Annotated in this window: 22 protein-coding genes; 18 read left to right on the top strand and 4 right to left on the bottom strand. The window is 49.1% G+C overall.

Annotation, left to right across the window (positions count from 1 at the left end; genetic code table 11):
• Positions 1–6: 6 nt before the first annotated feature.
• Positions 7–285, top strand: a complete 279-nt coding sequence (locus tag VRUMOI_RS18665) for an RNA-binding protein (protein ID WP_071681765.1) — start codon at positions 7–9, stop codon at positions 283–285.
• A 99-nt stretch (positions 286–384) separates the two neighbouring features.
• Positions 385–1416, top strand: coding sequence for a hypothetical protein (locus tag VRUMOI_RS19560; RefSeq protein ID WP_071681762.1), 1032 nt, complete (start codon positions 385–387; stop codon positions 1414–1416).
• A gap of 26 nt (positions 1417–1442) precedes the next feature.
• Here the strand turns inward: VRUMOI_RS19560 and VRUMOI_RS18655 are convergent, their stop codons facing one another.
• Genes VRUMOI_RS18655 through VRUMOI_RS18640 form a run of 4 tightly spaced genes read right to left on the bottom strand, consistent with a single transcriptional unit; the run spans position 1443 to position 4879 of the window.
• Positions 1443–1847: a hypothetical protein gene (locus VRUMOI_RS18655; protein ID WP_071681760.1), complete on the bottom strand. Its 405-nt coding sequence runs from the start codon at positions 1845–1847 to the stop codon at positions 1443–1445.
• 10 nt (positions 1848–1857) lie between these two features.
• Positions 1858–4047, bottom strand: coding sequence for a DNA topoisomerase III (locus tag VRUMOI_RS18650; RefSeq protein WP_022635534.1), 2190 nt, complete (start codon positions 4045–4047; stop codon positions 1858–1860).
• Entirely contained in the window at positions 4047–4280 is a 234-nt protein-coding gene (locus tag VRUMOI_RS18645) for a hypothetical protein (RefSeq protein WP_071681758.1), read from the bottom strand. Before VRUMOI_RS18645 ends, VRUMOI_RS18650 begins: the two co-directional genes overlap by 1 nt.
• Positions 4262–4879 carry a hypothetical protein gene (locus VRUMOI_RS18640; RefSeq protein ID WP_071681756.1) on the bottom strand — a complete coding sequence of 206 codons (618 nt, stop codon included), beginning with the start codon at positions 4877–4879 and terminating at the stop codon, positions 4262–4264. Before VRUMOI_RS18640 ends, VRUMOI_RS18645 begins: the two co-directional genes overlap by 19 nt.
• A gap of 167 nt (positions 4880–5046) precedes the next feature.
• Between VRUMOI_RS18640 and mobH the strand changes: the two genes are divergently transcribed.
• The 16 genes from mobH to VRUMOI_RS18565 all read left to right on the top strand — a co-directional run bounded on the left by mobH (position 5047) and on the right by VRUMOI_RS18565 (position 23239).
• Positions 5047–8016 (top strand): MobH family relaxase, encoded by a 2970-nt coding sequence (gene mobH / locus VRUMOI_RS18635; protein ID WP_089140453.1) that lies wholly within the window; start codon positions 5047–5049, stop codon positions 8014–8016.
• Entirely contained in the window at positions 8013–9878 is a 1866-nt protein-coding gene (traD, locus tag VRUMOI_RS18630) for a conjugative transfer system coupling protein TraD (RefSeq protein ID WP_022635536.1), read from the top strand. The genes mobH and traD overlap by 4 nt, the downstream gene beginning before the upstream one ends.
• A 49-nt stretch (positions 9879–9927) precedes the next feature.
• Positions 9928–10473, top strand: a complete 546-nt coding sequence (locus VRUMOI_RS18625; RefSeq protein WP_023044870.1) for a hypothetical protein — start codon at positions 9928–9930, stop codon at positions 10471–10473.
• Positions 10430–11059: a DUF4400 domain-containing protein gene (locus tag VRUMOI_RS18620; protein ID WP_022635537.1), complete on the top strand. Its 630-nt coding sequence runs from the start codon at positions 10430–10432 to the stop codon at positions 11057–11059. Before VRUMOI_RS18625 ends, VRUMOI_RS18620 begins: the two co-directional genes overlap by 44 nt.
• Before the next feature lie 8 nt (positions 11060–11067).
• On the top strand, positions 11068–11514 hold the full coding sequence (locus VRUMOI_RS18615; protein WP_071681752.1) for a hypothetical protein: 447 nt from the start codon (positions 11068–11070) through the stop codon (positions 11512–11514).
• 9 nt (positions 11515–11523) lie between these two features.
• The gene (locus tag VRUMOI_RS18610; protein ID WP_013141541.1) at positions 11524–11901 is read left to right on the top strand and encodes a hypothetical protein; all 378 of its coding nucleotides are present in this window, start codon (positions 11524–11526) and stop codon (positions 11899–11901) included.
• The gene (locus tag VRUMOI_RS18605; protein WP_022635538.1) at positions 11901–12563 is read left to right on the top strand and encodes a hypothetical protein; all 663 of its coding nucleotides are present in this window, start codon (positions 11901–11903) and stop codon (positions 12561–12563) included. Before VRUMOI_RS18610 ends, VRUMOI_RS18605 begins: the two co-directional genes overlap by 1 nt.
• A gap of 181 nt (positions 12564–12744) precedes the next feature.
• Positions 12745–12888, top strand: coding sequence for a hypothetical protein (locus tag VRUMOI_RS19400; RefSeq protein ID WP_001275801.1), 144 nt, complete (start codon positions 12745–12747; stop codon positions 12886–12888).
• Positions 12889–12899: 11 nt separating this feature from the next.
• Entirely contained in the window at positions 12900–13262 is a 363-nt protein-coding gene (locus VRUMOI_RS18600) for a hypothetical protein (RefSeq protein ID WP_231897578.1), read from the top strand.
• 147 nt (positions 13263–13409) lie between these two features.
• The gene (gene traL / locus VRUMOI_RS18595; RefSeq protein ID WP_000805625.1) at positions 13410–13691 is read left to right on the top strand and encodes a type IV conjugative transfer system protein TraL; all 282 of its coding nucleotides are present in this window, start codon (positions 13410–13412) and stop codon (positions 13689–13691) included.
• Entirely contained in the window at positions 13688–14314 is a 627-nt protein-coding gene (locus VRUMOI_RS18590; RefSeq protein ID WP_022635539.1) for a TraE/TraK family type IV conjugative transfer system protein, read from the top strand. The genes traL and VRUMOI_RS18590 overlap by 4 nt, the downstream gene beginning before the upstream one ends.
• Positions 14298–15215: a TraK domain-containing protein gene (locus VRUMOI_RS18585; protein WP_022635540.1), complete on the top strand. Its 918-nt coding sequence runs from the start codon at positions 14298–14300 to the stop codon at positions 15213–15215. Before VRUMOI_RS18590 ends, VRUMOI_RS18585 begins: the two co-directional genes overlap by 17 nt.
• Positions 15215–16534 (top strand): TraB/VirB10 family protein, encoded by a 1320-nt coding sequence (locus tag VRUMOI_RS18580; RefSeq protein WP_071681777.1) that lies wholly within the window; start codon positions 15215–15217, stop codon positions 16532–16534. Before VRUMOI_RS18585 ends, VRUMOI_RS18580 begins: the two co-directional genes overlap by 1 nt.
• Positions 16531–17109, top strand: coding sequence for a type IV conjugative transfer system lipoprotein TraV (gene traV, locus VRUMOI_RS18575; protein ID WP_010845916.1), 579 nt, complete (start codon positions 16531–16533; stop codon positions 17107–17109). Before VRUMOI_RS18580 ends, traV begins: the two co-directional genes overlap by 4 nt.
• Before the next feature lie 27 nt (positions 17110–17136).
• Entirely contained in the window at positions 17137–17505 is a 369-nt protein-coding gene (gene traA, locus VRUMOI_RS18570; RefSeq protein WP_408138483.1) for a TraA family conjugative transfer protein, read from the top strand.
• A 202-nt stretch (positions 17506–17707) separates the two neighbouring features.
• The gene (locus VRUMOI_RS18565; protein WP_089140451.1) at positions 17708–23239 is read left to right on the top strand and encodes an Ig-like domain-containing protein; all 5532 of its coding nucleotides are present in this window, start codon (positions 17708–17710) and stop codon (positions 23237–23239) included.
• Positions 23240–23250: the final 11 nt, after the last annotated feature.

The following is a 23250-nucleotide window of genomic DNA, read 5'->3' as shown; positions in this document are numbered from 1 at the left end:
GTGATTATGAAAAAACGAATACTTCATCTGTCAGTAAAAAAGATCTACTTCGATCAAATAAGGTCAAGGGAAAAGCCAGATGAATATCGCCTCGTTACGGAATACTGGATAAAGAGACTTGAGGGACGTGAGTATGATGAAATTCATGTGAAGTGTGGTTATCCAAAGGCTGGTGATATGTCTAGGATAGAGGTGAGACCGTGGAGTGGTTTCGCAAAGGAGGTAATTACACACCCACACTTCGGAGCCGAGCCCGTTGAAGTATTCGCCATCCATGTGAATTAGAGTGAGTTGTAACAACGATTCATTCATTGTAATCTGGTTTTAGTTCGCAGCTAAGCTGCGCGAAATGTCACTTGAGATAACAAGATTAGGAGATAGTAAATGCGTTTATTGATAGCTGAGAAGCCTCAACTTGCCAAAATTCTTCATGAGAACAATCTAATCGAACATGATACTGAAATTGTGTTCACCTTTGGTATTGGGCTATGGCGTTATACCATTCCTAGATTGTCTTTTGCAGACATTCCTTTTACCACCCCACCATCCTTGATAAGGCCTCAGTCATTTAAGCCCAGAAATGTCCTACTTGGAGTGGATGGGAAAGCCAAGTTTTACGTCTCTGAGGATGCTACCAATACTGAGCATGAAAAGAGATTAAATGACCTTGTGGAGTATCTACGTGGTCAGATGGGAGAGTATAAGGAAATCATCTGCGCGGTAGACTGCGACAGAACAGGTTATGGATCAGCGAAACAGTTGTTAGACAAACTGGGGTGGACTGAGAATAGCGACGTTCCAGTTCATTGTCTTTATTTAATGGCAACGGATAAGAGCTCTCTGGAAAATGCCTGGGAGAATAGAACTGAAAATACGTGGAATCAAGATTCCCTTGCAGAAAAGCTCGCAAGACAGCAACTGGCTAAGAAGACTTTTGATTATTGGTGGAATGCAAATTCATCTGTTGTTTTCTCAGAACTAAGTAAGTGGTCTGGGCTTGTAGCATCACCACTTATTTCAAAGTATGAGCTGATGTTACTTTGTATCTTGGCCGACAAGCCCAACCCAATGAGTGAAAGTGAAATAATCCGTTTGATGGATAGATGGAGAGGCTCAGGGAAATACAAGGACGATTTGTGTCAAGGAATAGGGTCTCCCATGTCAAGAGTCGCTATATTCGTGAGAGCAATGCAACGTGGAGCATTATCTGTGTATGCCGAAGATAGAAACAAAGCGTATTCTCTGTCTGCTGCCGGTAAAGCGTTTGTTTCACAGCTCCACAAAAAGACATTTGATCCAGACTTGCCATTCCGAATTAATGACTGGTTAAATAGAGGTGATTATGATGCGATGTCTCGATATATAAGAACGGTATTTGGCAGGCAAATAAGGTTTCAAAGAAATTTAGGCAATTGAAAGCAGGGGCCATAAGGCCCCTTTTTTTAATCTTCTAAATGCGAGCAGTTGAGTTCGGATAGCACCTTCTCGTAGGCGCTATTTTCATTTGCTTTTCGCAGTTCTACCATCTCTACGATGAATGGGGTTAGGGCCAAAGATTGTGGCTCCCAGATGCGATTACACATATCGGCCATGTGGGCATTTACATCAGTAATGACGTAAATAAATTCAGGAAGATCTTTTAGACCTCCCAAAGCCTTTGCCATATCAACTGCTTCCGTGTTCTGGTAGCTATGGTTACTTTTAAGTCCAGAAGTGAGAGGCATTATGTTTTGTGCTAAATAGCTTGCTGACGCCGCCATTATTCCAGATGAAATACCTTCACCTGTATCTTCGGTAATGGCTGAACTTGTGGTTAGTATGGTAGCTAGGATGATTGATCCGAACATAGTTAATTCCTTATTCTAAGTCTGATTTTTTGAAAGGCATTGTGCCTTTGCAGTCTGGATAAGCTGTGCAACCCCAAAACTTAGAGGCTCGTTTTTTACCTGGAGCTTTCCCTTTTCTAAGGCGCATAGGGCTACCGCAATCTGGGCAGTCTGGGCAATCCTCCGCAGCGATGCGCTTCTCGGGTTTACCTCTATTATCAGGGAATGTCTTTTTACAAGCCTCGTTCTGACAACCCCAGAAGAAGCCGTTTTTACCTTTGATTCGGTGCATCTCTCCACCACAGTTAAAGCATTCGTGTGAAGGAGGTTTCGCGCCTTCAAATGCTTTAGCCATCGCGCCACCTTCTTTTGTCAGAACTGGCGCGGCCACTTTGAGCTGATCGACCATCTGGCAAATCCAAGTGGAAATCTGCTTCATGAAGACAGACATGTTTCCGGAGCCAGTGGCGACTTTTTCAAGCTCTTGTTCCCAGGCCGCAGTCATGCCAGGTGACTTGATTGCTGGTGGAAGCACAGCGATAAGTGCATGAGCTTTATCTGTTGCAAGCAGTACCTTTTTCTGACGCTTGAAATAGCCTTTATCTACAGCTCCCTGGATGATGCTGGCGCGTGTTGCTGGAGTGCCCAGACCGGCTGTGTCTTTGAGGATCTGCTTGAACTTCTCCTCAGTCACAAACCGGGCAATGTTCTCCATCGCGGCAAGTAATGTGGCTTCTGTGAAGTGTGGTGCTGGCCGCGTCATTTTGTTCATCAGCTCAGTACCATTGAGCAAGGCAGGTTCGCCCTGACTAACCCTGGGGAGCTTCTCCTGTTCAACCGGCGCGTCGGTATCTTCTCCTTCATCCTTGGGGCTGCTTTCGCTGTCAGAAGCAAACAAAACCTTCCAGCCTTGTTTGGTCGGGGTCTTACCGGAAGCAGCAAAGAGGTGACGTCCACACTGCACCTCGATGGAGGTTTTGGTGAACTCGAACTCGCTGTAGAACTGCGCGATGTAGAAACGACGTATGGCGTCGTAGAGATTTAACTCGATCTCAGACATGGCACTGATGTCTGTTCTTGCCGGGGTGGGAATGATCGCGTGGTGCGCGGTCACTTTAGAGTCATTGAATACTCTGGCCTTGCGGTGAGGGTCTGCGCCAGCTACCAGCCCTGAGACGTTCTGATCGGACAAAATAAGCGCCTGTAGGATGTCAGGAATGTCTTCCTTTTGGCTCTCTGGCAGGTAGCGACTGTCGGTACGAGGGTAGGTTGTTGCTTTGTGTGTTTCATACAGAGCTTGGGCTGCATCAAGCACCTGCTGAGCTGTATATCCCCATCGTTTACTTGCGTATTGCTGTAATGAAGTCAGATCGAAGGGAAGGGGAGCAGACTCTTTTCCTGGTTTCGTCTCTGCCTTGCTGATAACTGCATTGGCACCGTTGACCTGAGAGGATACCTGCTCGGCATAGGCCTTATTGATACATCGGCCTTGTTCGTCACTACACTCCTCTGGCGGTATCCACTGAGCAGCAAACTGACCATTCTGCACGGATACGTTCACGCCTAGAGTCCAGTATGGGGATGGTGTGAAACCCGCGATCTCTCGATCTCGTTGACACACGAGAGCTACGGTAGGTGTAATGACCCGACCTACGTGGAGGGTATGATTGAAACCTACATCTCGCGCCAATACTGTATAGAGTCGGCTTACGTTCATCCCCACCAGCCAGTCTGCGCGTTGCCTTGCTAGTGCAGCGTAGTATAGCGAGACAGTTTCTTTGCCGTCCTTAACGTTATTTAGCGCTTTCTTAATGCTCGACTCATCGAGTGCAGTCAAGCAAACACGACGAATAGGACCTGAGTAGCGGAATCGATCCAAAAGCGAACGGGCGATAGCTTCACCTTCTCGGTCGAAGTCGGTAGAGATGTAGATGGTACTTGCTTTTTTGACTAGGCCTTCAACGATTTTGTACTGCTTTAGCGCACTCTTGCGAACGTTGTACCGCCAGGATTCAGGAGCAATCGGAAGAGTCTCCAGTGACCATGACTTGTATCGTTCGTCATAGTCATCTGGCATATACAATTCCAGAAGGTGGCCGAAGGCCCAGGTAATAACCCTGTTTCCTCCATCATGGATAAATCCATCTCCCCTTTGGGAGGCTTTCATTACTCCTGCCAAGTCTTTGGCCTGAGAAGGCTTTTCGCAGATATAAAGGTCCATCAAGCAGCTCCCTTCATCTTTGATTCCAGATTCGCCAGCTCAGTCCAGTTTTGGGCAAGAACTTTTATCTCGGGATAGTCTCTGGAAAGGTTTTCGAGGACTCCAGAAATGACATAGGCCGCTTCGTGGGTATTACCCCTCGAACCAGCCTCCTGGAGCATGATTGATAAAGCGTCGAAAAGCTCAGCCTTTCGGCCAGGCTCTGTGTGATTTCTTATTTCAGAGCTTTGCATGGATTCACCACAGAGTAGGGACGCACGGATTCGCGCACAATACGGCGATCTGCGTCTGTTACGGCCTGACTGGAGCAAAAGTGCGTCCAGGCATTCAGGTAATCTTGATAGTTATGAGCAGGCGGTATGCAGCCAGTCACAACGTCCTGGGGTATGTTTGTGGCACCTTCACCCTCAATAAAGCGCCAATCGTGCTCATCCATGCCCTTGCCGCTATCGCAATAGCGTTCCCAGCGTGACAACTCGTACAGCGAGTAACCTTTACCTTTGTTCATGGACTTGAAGGTATTGATGGCTTCGCCTACATCCCCTTCTTGCTTTATTCCAACCGGAGTTTTAACTGCATCAGCGGAATCATCTTTCACCTTGTTAATCGTCGCGCTGACATTACCGTCGCCCAGCACATGGATATAACCCGGTTGGCGCAATGCCGCACCACCGCGTCCCATATTGTCCCATGCGATAGAAAGTTCCCGGTTAACTCGGGCCGGTTTGTCATTCTCCGCAGGGGATACTTGGGATTGGGGTTTTTGTTCAGGGGCGTTAGAGGCACACCCGGCCAAAATTGCTACTCCCAGAATTGCTATCAGTTGTCTCATCGTGTCATTCCTCATCAAAAATTGTCGATGAACCCATTCTAAAAGGGGGGAGATGGAAAGCTGGTTTCTCAAACTGCCCAAATTGGACAGATAGGCGTGTGTGCGATCTAAACGTGTTTTGAGAGCATGTACTGACGAAAAATACGATAGGAATATGGTCAACCTACATGCTGAAAGCCCTGAACAAGTTATTTGGTGGGCGAAGTGGAGTGATCGAGGCCACGCCAAGCGCCAGAGTGTTGCCGCTTAAAGACGTGGAAGATGAAGAAATCCCTCGATACCCACCTTTTGCCAAGGGCCTGCCAGTGGCCCCACTAGACAAGATACTGGCAACCCAAGCTGAACTAATTGAGAAAGTGCGGAACTCTCTCGGTTTCACTGTGGACGACTTCAACCGGCTTGTTTTGCCAGTGATCCAACGGTATGCCGCTTTTGTTCACTTGCTGCCAGCTTCCGAATCTCACCATCACCGAGGAGCTGGTGGGTTGTTCCGGCATGGGCTTGAAGTAGCCTTTTGGGCAACTCAGGCTTCTGAGTCGGTTATTTTTTCAATCGAGGGAACGCCTCGGGAACGCCGCGACAATGAACCTCGTTGGCGATTGGCGAGTTGCTTCTCCGGGCTCCTGCATGATGTGGGCAAACCGTTGTCAGATGTGTCTATTACAGATAAAGACGGATCGATCACATGGAATCCTTATTCAGAGTCACTTCATGACTGGGCGCACCGTCACGGAATAGAGCGTTACTTTATTCGGTGGCGCGACAAGAGACACAAAAGGCATGAGCAATTCTCGCTACTGGCTTGGCATCGAATTATTCCGGCTGAGACGCAGGAGTTTCTTTCCAAGTCAGGTCCTTCCATCATCGAGGCGATGCTTGAAGCTATTTCGGGAACCACTGTCAATCAGCCTGTTACAAGACTGATGCTTCGTGCTGACCAAGAGAGTGTTTCAAGGGACCTTCGCCAAAGCCGTCTTGATGTGGACGAGTTCTCTTATGGTGTGCCAGTAGAGCGGTACGTGTTCGATGCTATCCGTCGTCTGGTGAAAACTGGGAAATGGAAAGTCAATGAGCCTGGCGCGAAAGTTTGGCATCTAAACCAAGGTGTTTTCATCGCATGGAAACAGCTTGGAGATCTCTATGATTTGATCAGTCAAGACAAAATCCCCGGCATTCCAAGAGATCCAGATACGCTGGCCGACATTCTCATCGAGCGCGGTTTTGCTGTGCCAAACACTGTGCAGGAAAAAGGTGAGCGAGCGTACTACCGATATTGGGAAGTGCTGCCGGAGATGCTCCAGGAAGCGACAGGCTCTTTGAAGATTTTGATGCTCCGCCTCGAATCAAACGACTTGGTGTTTACCAATGAGCCACCATCAGCCGTTGCAGCAGAAGTTGTTGGAGACGTTGAAGATGCTGAGATTGAGTTCGTTGACCCTGATGAGAGTGATGACGATCAAGATGAAGGCGGAGTGTCTCTGAACGATGACATGTTGGCCGCAGAGCAGGAAGCAGAGAAAGCTCTAGCCGGTCTCGGTTTCGGTGATGCGATGGAAATGCTGAAAAGCACTTCAACAGAACCCGAAGACACACCGGCCCAAGGCGCGGCTGAAACAAAGGACTCGCCTAAAGCACCATCAGCCACAACACCAAGCAAGGGAAAACAGGTTAAGGCTAAACCCAAAAAAGACACAGAAGAACAAACAGAGAAACCTGAGGCAAAAGAAGAGTTGTCACCTCAGGACATCGCCAAAAACGCGCCACCTTTGGCGAACGATAACCCTCTGCAAGCCCTCAAGGATGTTGGGGGTGGACTGGGTGACATCGACTTCCCATTTGACGCATTTAACGCATCGACTGACGCCTGCATTGCTGACGAAGAGAGCCTTAAAAACTCCAACGAGGCAGAGCTCGAACAGCCCAAGCCTGACTTCGTTCCAGAAGAACAAAACTCCCTGCAGGACGATGACTTCCCCATGTTTAGTGGTTCAGATGAGCCTCCATCATGGGCTATTGAACCATTGCCTATGTTGGCCGTTGAGTCAGAAGAGGCTTCTGCCACAACAGAAATGTCACAAGCGAACATACCTAATCAGCAGGAAAAGGACTCTAAGACATTGCTGTCTGAGATGCTTGCTGGCTATGGCGAAGCATCTGCTCTGCTTGAGCAGGCGATCATGCCTGTTCTGGAAGGGAAAAAGACGCTGGGAGAGGTTCTGTGTCTGATGAAGGGCCAAGCCGTCATCCTATACCCAGAAGGTGCTCGGTCATTAGGTGCGCCGTCAGAAGTTCTCTCAAAGCTATCCCATGCCAATGCGATTGTTCCAGACCCTATTATGCCTGGTCGTAAAGTGCGAGATTTCAGCGGTGTGAAAGCAATTGTGCTGGCGCAACAACTTTCAGATGCGGTCGTAGCGGCCATCAAGGAAGTAGAAGCGTCAATGGGTGGATACCAGGATGTCTTTGAGCTTGTGTCTCCTCCTGATTCTGATGTCAGAAAGAGCAAGTCTGCTCCGAAGCAACAAAGCCAACCGATGCAGAAAAAAAACCAACAACAGAAGTCTGATGCTGGATCAGGTCAAGCTGCACCGGCAAAAGACACGAAAGGAAAAGCTGCTCAGAAACCTCAAAAGGAGAAAAAAGGTGACACCTCCTCTGTGGTTGCGGGGCATGAAAGCAAGCCGATTGAAGAAAAACAGAACGTGGCTCGCCTCCCCAAGAGAGAGGCTCAACCCGAAGCTGTTGTAGTTACCAAAGTTGAGCGTGAAAAGGAACTTGGTCACATCGAGGTCCGAGAAAGGGAAGAGCAAGAGGTGAGGGAGTTTGAACCACCAAAGGCTAAAACAAACCCGAAAGACATCAAAGATGAAGACTTTTTGCCGCCTGGTGTTACCCCTGAGAAAGCGATTTTGATCCTCAAGGACATGATCCAGAAACGTTCGGGCAGGTGGCTAGTTACACCTGTCTTGGAAGAAGACGGCTGCTTAGTAACCAGCGATAAAGCGTTCGACATGATTGCCGGGGAAAACATCGGCATCAACAAACACATCCTCTGTGGGATGTTGAGCCGGGCACAAAAACGCCCTTTGCTCAAAAAACGTCAAGGAAAATTGTATTTAGAGGTAGATGAAACATGACAATGAGTTATGACCCGCTCGCCTACGAGATGCCGTGGCGGCCTAACTATGAAAAAAATGCTGTGGCAGGCTGGCTTGCAGCCTCCGGGGCTGCTTTGGCCGTGGAGCAGGTCAGCACTATGCCTCCAGAGCCCTTTTATTGGATGACGGGGATCTGTGGTGTGATGGCAATGGCTCGTTTGCCTAAGGCTATCAAGCTCCATTTGCTGCAAAAGCACTTGAGGGGCCGAGATTTAGAGTTTATCTCCATTACGGAGCTCCAGAAGTACATCAAAGATACGCCGGAAGATATGTGGCTCGGTAGTGGGTTCCTGTGGGAAAACCGTCATGCCCAGCGCGTGTTTGAGATCCTGAAACGAGATTGGACATCTATCGTCGGAAAAGAATCGACGGTTAAAAAAGTTGTCCGGAAAATACAGGGTAAGAGAAAAGAGTTGCCTATCGGCCAGCCTTGGATTCACGGGGTTGAGCCAAAAGAAGAAAAACTTATGCAGCCTCTAAAGCATACAGAGGGGCACACTCTAATTGTAGGGACTACCGGCTCGGGCAAGACCCGTATGTTCGACATCTTGATCTCTCAGGCCATCCTGCGCGGGGAAGCTGTGATTATCATAGACCCGAAAGGTGATAAGGAGATGCGAGACAATGCCAGACGGGCCTGTGAAGCTATGGGACAGCCGGAAAGGTTCGTCTCATTCCACCCGGCATTCCCAGAAGAATCAGTGCGTATCGATCCCCTGCGAAATTTCACCCGTGTAACAGAAATCGCAAGTCGATTGGCTGCATTGATTCCATCCGAAGCTGGGGCTGATCCATTCAAATCATTTGGCTGGCAGGCTCTTAACAATATTGCTCAAGGGCTTGTTATCACCCATGACCGTCCTAACCTGACAAAACTCCGTCGTTTCCTTGAAGGTGGCGCTGCTGGTCTAGTCATCAGAGCCGTTCAAGCCTATTCAGAACGAGTTAGGCCTGACTGGGAGGCCGAAGCTGCGCCTTTCCTAGAGAAAGTAAAAAACGGCTCTCGTGAAAAGATCGCTTTCGCTTTGATGAGGTTCTATTACGAAATCATTCAGCCTGAACATCCCAACTCAGACCTTGAAGGTTTGTTGTCGATGTTCCAGCACGACCAAACCCACTTTTCCAAGATGGTGGCAAACCTCCTTCCGATCATGAATATGCTGACGTCCGGAGAGTTGGGGCCATTGTTATCGCCAGACTCAACTGACCTAAGTGACGAACGCCAAATCACTGACTCCGCGAAGATCATCAATAACGCCCAAGTAGCCTACCTGGGCCTCGACTCGCTGACCGACAATATGGTGGGTAGCGCTATGGGCTCAATATTTCTTTCTGACCTTACAGCGGTGGCTGGGGATAGATACAACTATGGCGTCAACAACAGACCCGTGAACATCTTTGTTGACGAAGCTGCTGAGGTGATCAACGACCCATTCATCCAACTTTTGAACAAAGGACGTGGTGCGAAACTTCGTCTTTTCGTTGCAACCCAAACTTTTGCAGATTTCGCAGCTCGACTGGGCAGCAAAGACAAAGCGCTCCAAGTCTTGGGGAACATCAACAACACGTTCGCTCTGCGTATTGTTGATGGGGAAACCCAAGAATACATCGCGGATAACCTGCCGAAGACGCGGCTCAAGTACGTTATGCGTACACAGGGCCAGAATTCTGATGGCAAGGAACCCATTATGCACGGAGGCAACCAAGGCGAGCGTTTGATGGAGGAGGAAGCGGATCTTTTCCCTGCCCAATTACTGGGAATGCTTCCGAATCTGGAATACATAGCCAAGATTTCAGGCGGAACTATCGTAAAAGGCCGTCTGCCAATATTGACCCAGTAAGAGCAGAGCTATGTGTAATAAGAAGTATAGAAACTACGAGGTAGCCATCATGGTCGATGTGAACCCTTTTGACCGGGTTATGAATGAATTGAAAAATCGTGGCCGCAAAAATGCTCATATCCTGAGCATCCTTCAATTCGATTGGCCTGCATCAGAGGTCATCATCGAGAAGCTGAGCTGCTACATCACAGACGGTATTAAGGCTAATCAAGAGCCAGTGATTTACCCGATCATTGAAGAGGCTCTTCATCGCTACAGCCAGCTTGTGTTTCATGAACAGAGAGAAAAGTACGAAGACCCAGCCCGAATAGGGGCGTTTTTAGAAACTCTCATTACCGAGACTTGCCGGGCGCTGGAAGTACAAATCGTCGATTGCGGTGGCGATTTATGGTCTGTCGATTCAGGAGAACCGTTCTCACTGTGGCTGTCTTCCCATCCTGGAGAATTATCTATTAACCCGCAGCCCCACGAGGATGAAACATCTTTGCGCGGCTTGCTGTATGAACTCATCACCTGTGAAAGTGTGAAAATTGTTTTAAGGAGAACTGACTATGAACAAGCCGTGGTTGCTGGTCGCATGGCTGCTGGCTATTGAGATACTTGCGATATTGCTGCTGATCCCAGGTGACTGGACAGACAAAGCTATCAAAAGAGAGTCTGTGCTGGTGGAGCAGAGTCTCGGGATCGAAGCCAGAGACTGGATACAGGACAAAGCATCTACCTGGTTCCGGTCGAGCATTATTGATTCTGGCTTCTATGAAGGGATGTACCAAACGTTGATCCCCTCAGAAGAAGAGCGCCAGAAATCCAAGGGTATGCAGGATATGGGGAAGGGCTGGTTCGCGTGGGTTAAGGGTCGCATGGAGGCCTTTGTTAACGTCATTTACCAGTTCTATACCAGACTGGCGCTGTTAGCTGCTTGGGCTCCCTATATGCTCATCCTGTTTGTACCGGCTGTGTACGATGGGATGATGACCTGGCGCATCAAACGGACCAACTTCGACTACGCAAGCCCAGTTTTGCATCGCTATAGCGTTCGCGGAACAATGTACTTGATGGCTGGTTTGTTCATCGCATTCTTCGTCCCTATAGCTCTCGATCCGGTTGTCATTCCACTTACGATGATGACCTGTTGCGTTCTGGTAGGCCTGACGTTCGGCAACCTACAAAAACGGGTATAGGAGGGGGAATGAGCTACTCCGTTTTAAATCAAGATGGTGTGCATCTGTGTGACATTCCACGGAATGTCTATCAGTTGATACGTCGCCAGTCCCTGTCAGAGTTGTGGCTTTACTGGGTGCAGATTTTGAATTTGGTTAAGGTGTTAATTGCTTGCGTCGGGAAGATGGTCTTTGTTATGCCAGTCGCATGGTTCTGGGTGCTGTTTTTGTGCAGCATGGTTGCACCAGAGCGAATTTCTGACGTATCAGGACTTTTCTATCCAGATGTGATCGGGTGGGCCGCTGGCGCGGCTATCACCATCATCATTTACTCTGCATTCACACGACCAACAATGTACGGATACCACAACGTATTCAAGCAGCACATCTGCTCAAGAGTAAAGCAAATAACGCCCGAGCTCAGAACAGTCTCGGGGCCACTGTTCTTCTACAGAAACGAAATTGGAACGATATAGAGAGAAACCATGAACGTAACCAAGAAAATTCATCTGCTGGCGCTGGGATTGTTTATGACCGGTACTGCCATCGCTGCACCTGATGTGCTCAATGACGACGCAAAGCTCAAAAACCTTGAGAAAGTTTGCCCTGACTGTGAAATGGTGGCAAAAGATGTGCTCAATCTTCGGGTTCAAAACTGCCAGCTAAAAGATACCTCCAGTGCAATGATGATAGGAACTATGCAAAATGACCCTATGTTTTCGTTTATGCTGGCGGTACACACTGCGGCAGGCTCGGAGGCATACAAAACAGTAGTTGGTGCCGCTGGCAACCATGTTGACTGTGAAAACCCATTGAACTGGATCAAGCTGACCCAGCAAGCAATTAAAGGAGGCAAAGTCTAATGCGTAAGAGAGATTTCTTTTTTGGAGAGGTGTATGAGGGGAGTGGAGGAGCCACTCTACGGCTGAGTGATATGGAGCCATTGGCAAGAAAAGTATCAGCAGAGTTCTTCACCGCACAACTGAACCGTATGTTGAAAGAGCATGACGGTCAGTTGACGCTCAGCGATGGAACGTCGTACCCCAGCTTTTGGAGTTTCATCGACAAGGTTGATACCAAACAGGTTGGCTATGTGGAAATCTATGCTCGTCAAGATGTCAACGATAATGTGAAAGCAACGCTGGCTTGTGACATCGTTTTGGTTAATGGCGTGATCACCGTGAAGCCGCACTGGTGTGCTTACAAGGACATCCGTGCTGACGAAGTGATTTCCACCTTACTGGTGCCTTTGCACTTGAAAGCCCTCCAGGATAAGGCTTACATTCGCTGGGATGATGGTGAAACCGAACCTCTGTTACAAAACGACTACTATCAGGCTGAACTTGAAAATGTGTTTAGTGTTGCCAAGTACCCATCAGCTATGAGCTGGAGCGATACAGCAGACCAGAAGGTTAAGCAGTACAAGATGGACCTTGAGTGCGCCACAGATGTTGGTCGTCGAGGTGTCTCATCAGAGCAAGCATGGGATGCTTATCGAGAGCTCCGGCACAATAGAACAATGTGAAACAAGCGGCCATTGGCCGCTTTGAACTTTCACATGTGAAAGTTTTTCGCCTCCCGCTTTTATCATCTCCTCGAATAAACCTCCATAAAGTGCCCAAAATGGGCCGTAACAGCACTGTTCCTAGATTGCTCAATTAAGAGACGATTACATCCGTGATGACGACAAGTTATTTGGAGGGGTTATGTCCGCACAAGCTCACGTCAGAGAAAGCGAAAGCTCATCTGGTTCATTCATCTCCTGGCAGTTCCTTGTATGGCAGGTGATGTTCGTTATAGGTGTTGTTGCAGGGATGAACCTGGAACACGCATTCAATTTTCTAGGTTAATGGGAGGAAGTGTGAACGTTAATAAACAATTTTTCTGGTTTTTGATGAACGCGGTGCTTATGTGCATCTTTATCCTTCCCGTAGCGGTCGCCTTCTGGCTGTCTGCATTTGCGGCAGGGTTTGACTGGAGTCAGTGGGTCAAGTTGACCGCTGATGCTGTCAACGGAGCTGCAAGTGATCCGATTAAGGCTCTGGGTACTGTTCAGACCTACTGGGGTATTTTCAGCTTCTTTTTGCTGGCGGCGTACAGTTTTATGTTCAAGTTTAAAGCCAAGGCCAAAAAGGAACAGGAAGCGCTGGCCGGTATTCGCACTGCCAATGAAATTGGCGTTGCTTCTTCTGAAAAAGATTCAGTTGCAGTTTCTCAGAACTAATAACCGATCCTATGAAAGTAAAAGGGGCAGCTTCGGCTGCCTTTTTTTATTTGTCGCTGGAAGTGCCCGAAAAGGGCGCGAAGCCGTGGCAAAAAATTAGTCCCCTTGAAAGAGAATACAGTCCACTAGGAAAAGAAGAGGGTTGCTATGAAGCCTGTAAAGATACCGCGCCGGGTTGATGAGCCACCGCATCTGCTGTTGTGGAGCGCAGATGAGTTGGCCCCAATGCTTTTGGGGCTAACTATTGGAGTCATCATCGGTAAGGCCTTGATCTGCTTTTTAGGGGGGTTACTTGTAACCAACCTTTATCGACGGTTCAGGGATAACCATCCGGATGGATACCTGCTCCACATGATCTACTGGGCCGGGTTCATTATGACCAAGGCCAAATCTCTCAAGAACCCGTTTGTCCGGAGGTATTTGCCTTGAACTTTAAAAAGTATCTCAAGACCTGGGAAGGGACCCAAACAGAAAATAAGTGGGGTCGAGTCTTTCAGGGTGGTCTCATCGCAATCGTTTTGCTGCTAGTTATCCAAGTTTTCAGCAAGGAAACAATCGTCACTATGCAGCCGTTCACTCTGACCGAAGAAGCCTGGGTGACAAAAAACAACGCCTCCCAGTCGTATAAAGAGGCTTGGGGTTTTGCCTTTGCTCAGTTGCTTGGAAATGTGACTCCCGGAACTGTCGATTTCGTTAAGGAACGGCTTACCCCGCTTCTCTCCCCGAGCATCTATCAAGACGTGATTGATGCCATCGAAATTCAAGCTCAGCAGATCAAGAACGACCGAGTAACCATGAGGTTCGAGCCGAGATTTGTTGAGTATGAGCCCAAGAGCGACAAGGTTTTTGTCTACGGATATTCCTATGTCAAAGGGGCTTCTTCTAACGAGGAACGTAGCGAACGCTCCTACGAGTTCGCTATCAAGATTTCAAACTACGCGCCCGTGCTTGACTACATCGACACCTATGTAGGAAAGCCACGCACCAAAGCTGTTTTGGAGCAACTCCAGCGCAAAGAAGAGAACCGGAGAAAGAATGAAGAACAACGCTAAAATTTCGCTTCTGGCGCTGTCCTTGGCGCTTGGAACATCAATGGCCTATGCCTCGGATGATATTCCTGTTGTCCCGGCAAGCGTTATGAAAAAAGACGTTCCAGCCCCTGTGACGTCGGGACAAAATACCAGTGAAGTAGTGGGCCATGTAAATGAAAACCCCATGCTGACGATGAAGCCCGGTGTAAACCAAATAATCCCTATTGCCATTGGTCATCCCAATCGTGTTGTAACACCTTTCAGTAATCCGGAGATTGTCTCCACTTCCCTGACTGGAGCAAACGAAAACGGTCAATGCGGTGAGGTTTGTATCAAAGAGAACGTGGTCTATGTCGCTACGGATAAACAATACCCTGTGACTATGTTCATTACGGAAAAAGGCTCAGAAGCCCAAGCATTAAGCCTAACGATGGTTCCTCGCCGTATTCCGCCTAGAGAAGTATTTCTCAAACTCGATGGTGGTGTAGGGATCAGTGGGGCATTTGCTAATTCCAAGGCTGAGGCTTGGGAACAGAGTCAGCCTTACGTCGAAACTATCCGCTCTGTGTTCAGGAAAATTGCCATCGGGGAAGTTCCACAGGGTTATACGTTGAACCGTATCCCTGCCGGAGTCGCTGTACCTAGTTGCTCACACCCTGGGATTAAGGTGGATTTCGGAAAAGGGCAATACATGATGGGGCATCACCTGAATGTATTCATCGGTGTAGCACAGAACGTTTCTGAACAGCCTATCGAGTTCAAAGAGGCTCTTTGTGGAAGCTGGGATGTTGCTGCTGTTACTACGTGGCCGCTCAACGTGCTTGAGCCCGGCCAGAAAACGGAACTCTATGTAGCGAAGAAACAAAAGCGTGGAATTGCTCCAACGTCTAAGCGTCCTTCGCTATTAGGAGGTGGTCAATGATCAAACGATTCTGGACTGAGCTAGACCCCCAAAAGAAACGCTGGGTAGCGATTGCTGGTGGCCTATTCGTTCTTTTTGCAGTAGTGACGATGTTCTCTGGTGAGCCGAAGAAGGAAGAAAAACGCGGTAGGCAAGAAACCATCAAACATGTCCTCACAGACAAAAACACCCGTGAGATAGGGATAGATTCGCTGTCTGCCGATGTGAAGATGGTATCTCGTGAGAATTCGGATCTGAAAAAGGAGCTGGATAGAGTCAAGAGAGAGCTGGAGGAAACAAAGGATACTGCCGGTAAATCCAGCGATGTTGGTAGAGAGATTTCTCGCCTACGCCAAGACCTTGATCGCCTGACTCAGAAAAATATGGAGTTGGCTAAGAAGGTTGAAACTGGTGAGGCTGGTGGAAAAACGGCCTCTTCAACAGGTGATGCCAGAGCAGATGTTAATGGTGCATCAGACGGTGAAGGTCAAGGTCAGTTCATGGAGAAAAAGCTGGACTACAAAGATCCGGCATCTTTTTTCCGTGACGCACCACTCCCGGACTCGAAGGGTGGAGCTCCAGCAACAGGTAAAGGTGATGGCCGTGATGCCACTAAGCCAGGCATTCAGATTGTGAGCTACTCACAGAAGGCCCCAGAAGTTGATGTGAAAGACGACAAAGATGATGAGTCCCTCTATCTGCCGTCAGGTTCCATCCTGACAGGTGTACTTATCAACGGTATGGATGCGCCTACTTCCCAGGGTGCCCGACGAGATCCATTCCCTTCAACTCTTCGGATTCAGAAAGAAGCAATATTGCCTAATCGTTTCCGTGCGGATGTCAGAGAGTGTTTCCTGATTGTTTCAGGCTATGGCGACCTTAGTTCTGAACGAGCCTACCTACGCGGTGAAACATTCTCTTGTGTCAGGGAAGACGGTGGGGTGATTGAAGCGAGGCTTGATTCTTATGCGGTTGGTGAGGACGGAAAGGCTGGTGTTCGAGGCCGCGTTGTATCGAAGCAAGGGCAGATTATTGCCAAGAGCTTGATGGCTGGGTTCCTTGGTGGCGTGTCTGAGGCCTTTGATGTCAACCCTGTACCAGTTGTTAACACTAACCCTGGCTCAAATACCCAGTATCAGTCAGTTTTCTCTGATCAGATGTTTCAGGGGGCTGCTGCTAAGGGAGCGAGCAAGGCGCTGGATCGTATCGCTCAATTCTACATCGACATGGCCGAAGGTATCTTCCCGGTCATCGAGGTCGATGCTGGCCGCCAAGTAGACATCATTGTGACAAAAGGCACCAAGTTACAAATTCGTTCCAATGGGGGCAATAAGAAATGAAAAATTTGAACATTTTGACCAGAAAGGGCAGTTCCAGAGGCAAGGCTCAAAAGGAACAGGCAGTAAGATCGGCAAAGATGTTGGGGGTGGGAGCAGTTCTTCTAGTTCTGTCGGGCTGTTCCTCACTCAACATCGGTAGCGATGAGTATAGCTGTCCGGGAATGCCGAGTGGTGTTCAGTGTATGTCAGCGAGAGACGTTTACGCCGCAACAAATGACGGAAATGTCCCTCGCCCAATGAAGCCTGAGGAAGTCGAGGCCAAAGCGGAAGCGGATGGCGGAGGTTCCTCTGACGTTTCAGTGAACTCATCTAACTCCGGGGATTCGGTTATCGACAATTATGTCGCACCACGTCTTCCGGATCGCCCAATTCCAATTCGCACACCCGCGCAGGTTATGCGGATTTGGGTAGCTCCCTGGGAGGACACCAATGGTGATCTCATCGTGACAGGGTATGTCTACACCGAAATCGAACCGCGCAGGTGGGTAATTGGGGATGGCACACCGCAAAGTGAGCCAGTTTTGAGACCGCTGCAAACGGTAACACACGAACCGAAGTCTGAAACAACTAAATAGGAGATGTTCTTAATGAACGTAAATCAGTTGGCGAATGCCTCAAGTAAAAACAAAACACTCTTCCTCTTCATGGGGTTGATGGTCGTAGCCTTCCTGCTTGTGCCTGATCAGGCACACGCTGGTACTGGTGGTACAGCGTTTGATGACGTGTGGGTAACTCTCAAGGATTGGACCCAAGGTACTTTGGGTCGAATCGTTGCGGGTGCGATGATCCTGGTCGGCGTTGTCGGCGGTATCGCTCGCCAGAGTCTCATGGCATTTGCTATGGGTATCGGTGGCGGTATGGGCCTGTACAACTCACCGACCGTTGTGGAATCCATCATGTCTGCCACTCTGGAAAATGCAGAGAAGGTTATCCCGACGGTTGTGCAACTCAGCAATGGCTTGGGTCTGTAAAAGACCCTTCGCCGTTAATGATAGAGTGATATGGGCAGCCTAAAAGCTGCCCTTATTTTTTGGTAAAAAAGTCTAGTCATAACAAATTCTCAACTCTTTCCTCATTTGCTCAAAAAGGGCACTTTCACAGCCCATGTTTATGCACACCATCCCGTAACCTCCGATATTGGGTTCCTGTAACTCAAAACGAATGGAGAATGCGATGATCAATTTTAAGCCTAAACTTCCGGCGTTGCTTGGAGCTCTGGCGGTTATTACCGCTGGTGCTGCTCATGCAGAGTTGCTGGAATATACCTTTAAGGCTCCAGATGGTACTCAACGGTCTCTGCCTCCGAATACCAACTACGCCAACCCGACGGGCAACGTTTCGTTTGCCTTGAGTGCCGGTATCGACCGTAAGGTCAAGATTTCGGTGCTTCGGTCGGATGGAACAGTGGTTTCGACAGCGACCAGCCACCTTCTTGGGGCTACAGATCGTATTACAGTAGGTGGAAAATCCTACTATGGTGCGGAACTTCAACTACCGGCTCCTTCCGAGGGAGTCTACAAACTAAGGGCCGAAATACTGGCGTCAGACGGAAGTTCCGTTCAGACTGATGAATACCCGCTTCAAGTCGATACGACAGCGCCAAGTTTGGCAAACGTGACAGTAAAAGGGGAATGGAACCGGGCGCTTTCTGATGGAACGCTACTGCGAGGTCCTAACCGATTTTCAGGTATAGATGTGTCTGCATCTGATGCCGGTTCTTCGGTTTCCTCTATACAGGCGTATGCTGTAGATAGCAAAGGCAAGAGTAGTCCTGTTGTCTCGGTTAATTACGCCAACGGCCAAGGCCAGTTGTTGAACTGGAGCACTGTGTTCCCTAATGGGGAGGATCGATATACGCTTCATTTCGAGGCCCTGGATAAAGCAGGGAACAAAGGGTCAATAGCCTATCCTATTGCTTGGGATTCAGTAGGTGCAAAGTCTGGAGAGAATCCTGAGCCAGTAGCAGTGTATGACCCTAAGAACCCGCAGGCCTCAACTTTTAAGGTTAATGGTCAGGCCCTATCAGGTTTTGCGCCTTATCAGAACGGAATGACCATTTATTCCGATACCTACAGGGTGCTCTACCGGATACCCAAAACAAACTCCTATCCTTCTTCACCTTACGGTGCTCAAAGCGGTAACTGGTGTGATTATAAAAACTGTATTGAAGGCAATATCATTGCCGAAGACGGTACATATGATTATCGGCAGACGCAAGCTGATGTATTCCAGCAACATGGGACAAAAACTAAGTCGTTTATTATTTACGACTGGGTTATGAACTCTCTTGGTAATACATCCGTCAGTGTGAAAACTGATCCATCGGTTAGCTTGGCTCCCAACGGTAAGTATGTTGAATATCTTAGGGATGATGGTCAGTGGGTCCGCGGTGAAACCATTAATATGAGCTCAGTTAACCATTATAAAAAACTGAGATTTCATGTTGAGCCGAGACCTTACGCTCAGGAGTTATGGGGATCTTGGTTGCCTACTACTAAAATTCCGGCAAATGCTTCTTATGCAGAAGTGGATACGGATATATCGTTCAGTGGGCGCTCATGTTCGTGGCCTGGATATTGGTCTCGACCGGAAGGGAAGCCTGAACTTCCGTCTGATCGGATTGGGGCAACGTTCTGCTATGACCTTAACCCTCCTGAAATTGCTGGGTTAGAACGAAATGGGCGGATTTTTAAAGCTCATTTCCGTGAGCCTGATTCATTTGACGGTTGGGGTGTTAACCAGTGGGTTATTTCTACCAACTCAAGTGCGTCTGCGATAACCTCGACTGGCGAAGAACGTCCGTTGTCTCGTACTGAAGTTCTTCGTAGTAGCACAAATGATTGGTTTTTCACATTTTCTGCTGAGAATCTGTCAGAGGGCACATATACCGGCATATCTCTCGTAGCTAAAGATGCTTTCGGTAATGAGGTTAAGCAGGTATTCACTGGCTCCCAATATGCTATGAGCATAGATAATTCAGCGCCGACACTAACCGTATCGATCAGTGATGGAGCACCAATCCAGTCTTTGGATGATGTTGTAATCACCTTGACTGATACTGCCGACCCGAGTCCTAAGCTGACCTCTATTGCCCTCGTCGGAGGCCCAGCCGATGACAAGGTTCAGTTGTCCTGGCGCGAAGAGTCGAAAGGGCGATTCCGCCTTGAGTACCCGGTAATGTTCCCGTCTTTGAAAGAAGGGGAATCTTACTCGCTGACTGTGGCGGGAGAGGACGCCCAAGGCAACGCGGTACAAAAGGCTGTTGGCTTCGAGTACAAGCCTCGTCAGGTGATGTTGGCGGATGGTATGGACGGGAAGGTCATGATTCCTGCTGTCACTCATGAATTTGTTCATGCGGATGGCAAACGGATCATTGAGACTAAACCGCTGACGCTCAGTGATGGTGCTGTCGTGACAGGTTCATATGACGTGTTTGCGACTCTCCGCTCTGATGCACAAGTGCCGCTGGTTGTTAATGGTGTTCGCATCGAGCCGGGCCAGACAATGGGAATCATGAGCCAACATGATTTTGGTGCATCAGGTGGACGCTTGAGTATCCCTGTTAAACCTGCTGTACCAGATGAGGTAGGCTCTTCCAGCCTTCTTGTCATGACTTCTGCGCCGAACTCACCCATCCTGGTTGTAGACATCAATACTTGGAAAGGTGCCGCTAAACTCTCTGCCGAGTCATGGACAATTCGCCAGGTTATTGACCCGGTGAAAATCTATGCCTTACCAGAACTTGGCGTTCCTTGCCGGTTTACTACGAAAGCAGATGTGGCTATGGCCGCAGACCCGATTCGTGATCCGGTATGTTTGCTCCAGTGGGACAGAACTCCGGATGAAGCGGAACAAACGACACAGGACAACAACGGTATGAAGGTTGCTGGACTGGTCGGTCAGGCGGTGAGCATTGGTGAACAACCTGTCGAATATAGCCTGTACCTGTTCAGTGGTGATGGCTCCAAGGTGAAGGTTGGTTCAGGCTCTCAGAACCTGACGGTAACTACAGCCTATGATTCTGTCGGCTACTCACCGATTGATGATATTGCTCAGGTGAATCGCGTCATTGAAGATTTTGATGTGAACTTCAAGCAGAGCAAAGGTCCTGATTGTTCAATCACTCTAAGCGCTGACCGAGCGAAAAACGAGGCTGCGAACAAAGGGGTGGGGAGTACAAGCCGAACCTGTCTGTTTGAGTGGCAGCAGATCCCTGATGGATTGGTCCAAGACCAGTTATCGGAATCGCCTTCGCTGTCTGGCTCATTGGCTGCGAACGGAGATCACCCATTGGGCTGGAGGGTAAGTATTTTTACCCGTAATGGCACTCGGGTGACATTGAACGACCAAACGTTCAATATCGAAGCTGTTGACCCACCAGCTCCGACCGTGGAACTGTCCTCTAAGTACAACTTCAAAGACAACATTTACATGGTGCCAATGACAGGTAATTACCTGGGTGATGCCGTTATCAACTCTGAACGGGCTGATCTGGATATTGCCATCTCGCGCAACTCTGATGTTTTGGAGTCTGAAACCTTCACTCCTGGGTGGGGTGTCACCAACAAGGTGTATCGTCGCATCAACACCGATGAGCGAGCTTTGTGGGAGGAGACTACTTACAAGGTGAATGCTGCGTACAACAAGGTGCCTGATGTAAAAGCGGAGGTTGTCTACCGAGCTATAGCTTCACCTTCTGATAGCATCCGGCCTATCGTTGAGGTTCAAGGTGACACGGCGATTGATACTCAGGCCTTGCCTGTCCGGGTGCTTATCCGTGATCAGTACAAACCTGACGGTGACTATGACGCCAACACGATGGGTGTATGGAAAGTACGTCTGATCCAGCAAAAGGCCTATAACGAGACAGTAGCTCTCACTGATTATGCGGAAGCATCAAATGGTGAAGCTCAGTTCTCGGTGGATCTATCTGGAGTGGATACAACCTCTGTCCGTATTTCGGCTGAGGCTGTTCTGGAAAGCCCTGTTGAGGGGTACAACCGAACTGAATTGTCCATTAGACCCGCTTTCCTGACCGTACTGCGTGGTGGTGCCATCGGTGCTGGAGTAGATGCGCGTAAGCTGTCTGGTGAAGCTCCATTCACAGCAGTGTTCAAGTTGTCTCTTGACGACCGTCAGGACCTTCGGGCTACCGGCCAAGTTGTCTGGGAAACCAGTAAGGATGATGGCAAAACTTGGGAGCAGTTCATCCCAGAAGATCGGTACAAGTACCAGCTTGTGAAGACCTTCGACAAGGGTGAGTACCAGGTACGAGCTAAGGTGGTGAACGTTAACTCGGGAGCTGAGAAGTACACCGAAGTGGTCAGTGTAGTCGCTTATGACAAACCAGATATTGCTGTTGTCGGCCCGACCACGTTGTTTGTGGGTAGTGAAGGTAAGTACACAGCAAACCTGACGTTGAACGATGAGCCGGTCTCTGGGGGCAATGCCGTTGTTGAGTGGTCTACTGACGGTGGCAAAACTTACTCGCAGACGGGTGATAGCATCACGCTTTCAAGTGGTGAAGAAACCCGATACCGCTTGTGGGCTAGGGTGCGCTCCGCCACGGCACCGGCTGATGACGGTTATGCCTATGAGATAGCGAAGACGGCTGTTGACTTCCGATCTGTTAAAGCCCCTCGTCCTTATGTGACTGGGCCGCGAGTCATTGAGACAGGCAAGAAGTACGTGTTCAAAGCTGAAACCAGCCTGCCTTACCGTGGGATGGATGTGAAGCTGAACGGGTTCTTTACACTGCCTAATGGCACGATTGTTCAAGGTGATACCGCCGAGTATGAACCTTCGGAGGCGGACCTCAACCAGGCCACTGTAGAAACGAAGTACACCACCTGGATCGAAGGATACCGAGATCAGGGTGCAGAAGCCTCACACAGCCTGCGCTCCCGCGTGTGGCAGTATGTGTGGCCGAGCTTCGGTATGCAGATCAGGAAGAACGCTGACGTGGCTCCTGCAACGATCACAGCGTCAGTGCGACCAATTGCCTTCAACGGCAAGCTGGAAGAGCCGACCTATGACTGGGAGTTGCCGGAAGGCGCAGTTATTCAGGACAAGCGTCAGGATATAGTCAGGTCCTTTGTTATCAATGAGCCGGGTGAATACAACATCAAGGTGACTGTCCGTGATGCTCGCGGCCATGAGACTGTGATCGAGCAACCGCTCAAGATAGGCCAGGCAGCTCCTTACGCTATCGACCTGCAATACTCTGGCTCGAACAAATACGAGCGTGAGCCTCTGGATGTGCTGTTGCGACCGTACATTTCTGGCGGCCACCCACGCGACCGTATTTCAACTCGTGTCTACTTAATCGACGGAACGCCGTTGGATGGCAGCGGTTACTACGGGAGAGCGACTCTGGGCGCTGGTGAGCACAGCATCAAGCTGAAAATAACCTCTGAGATGGGGCATGAAGCTGAGGGCGAGGTGAACATCAATGTGGCAGAGAACAAGCTACCTGCATGTAGCCTGAGCTCAAGGGAGACTGTTGGCTCGTGGATCGTCTATGCGAACTGCGAAGATACCGATGGTAGAATGAAGTCCTACGAGTGGACCATTGCCGGTGAGTTGCAAAGCATAAGCTCTGATCGCGTCACTATCAGCAAGGGCACCTATGAAGCGATGCCGACTATCTCTTTGGTCGGAGTCGATGATTCTGGTGGCAAATCCGAAGCTGTCACGATGAACTAAGGTTCATTCCT

It is taken from the genome of Vibrio rumoiensis (assembly GCF_002218045.2).
Classification (GTDB): Bacteria; Pseudomonadota; Gammaproteobacteria; order Enterobacterales; family Vibrionaceae; genus Vibrio; species Vibrio rumoiensis.
This window is presented reverse-complemented; position numbering and strand designations above follow the sequence as displayed.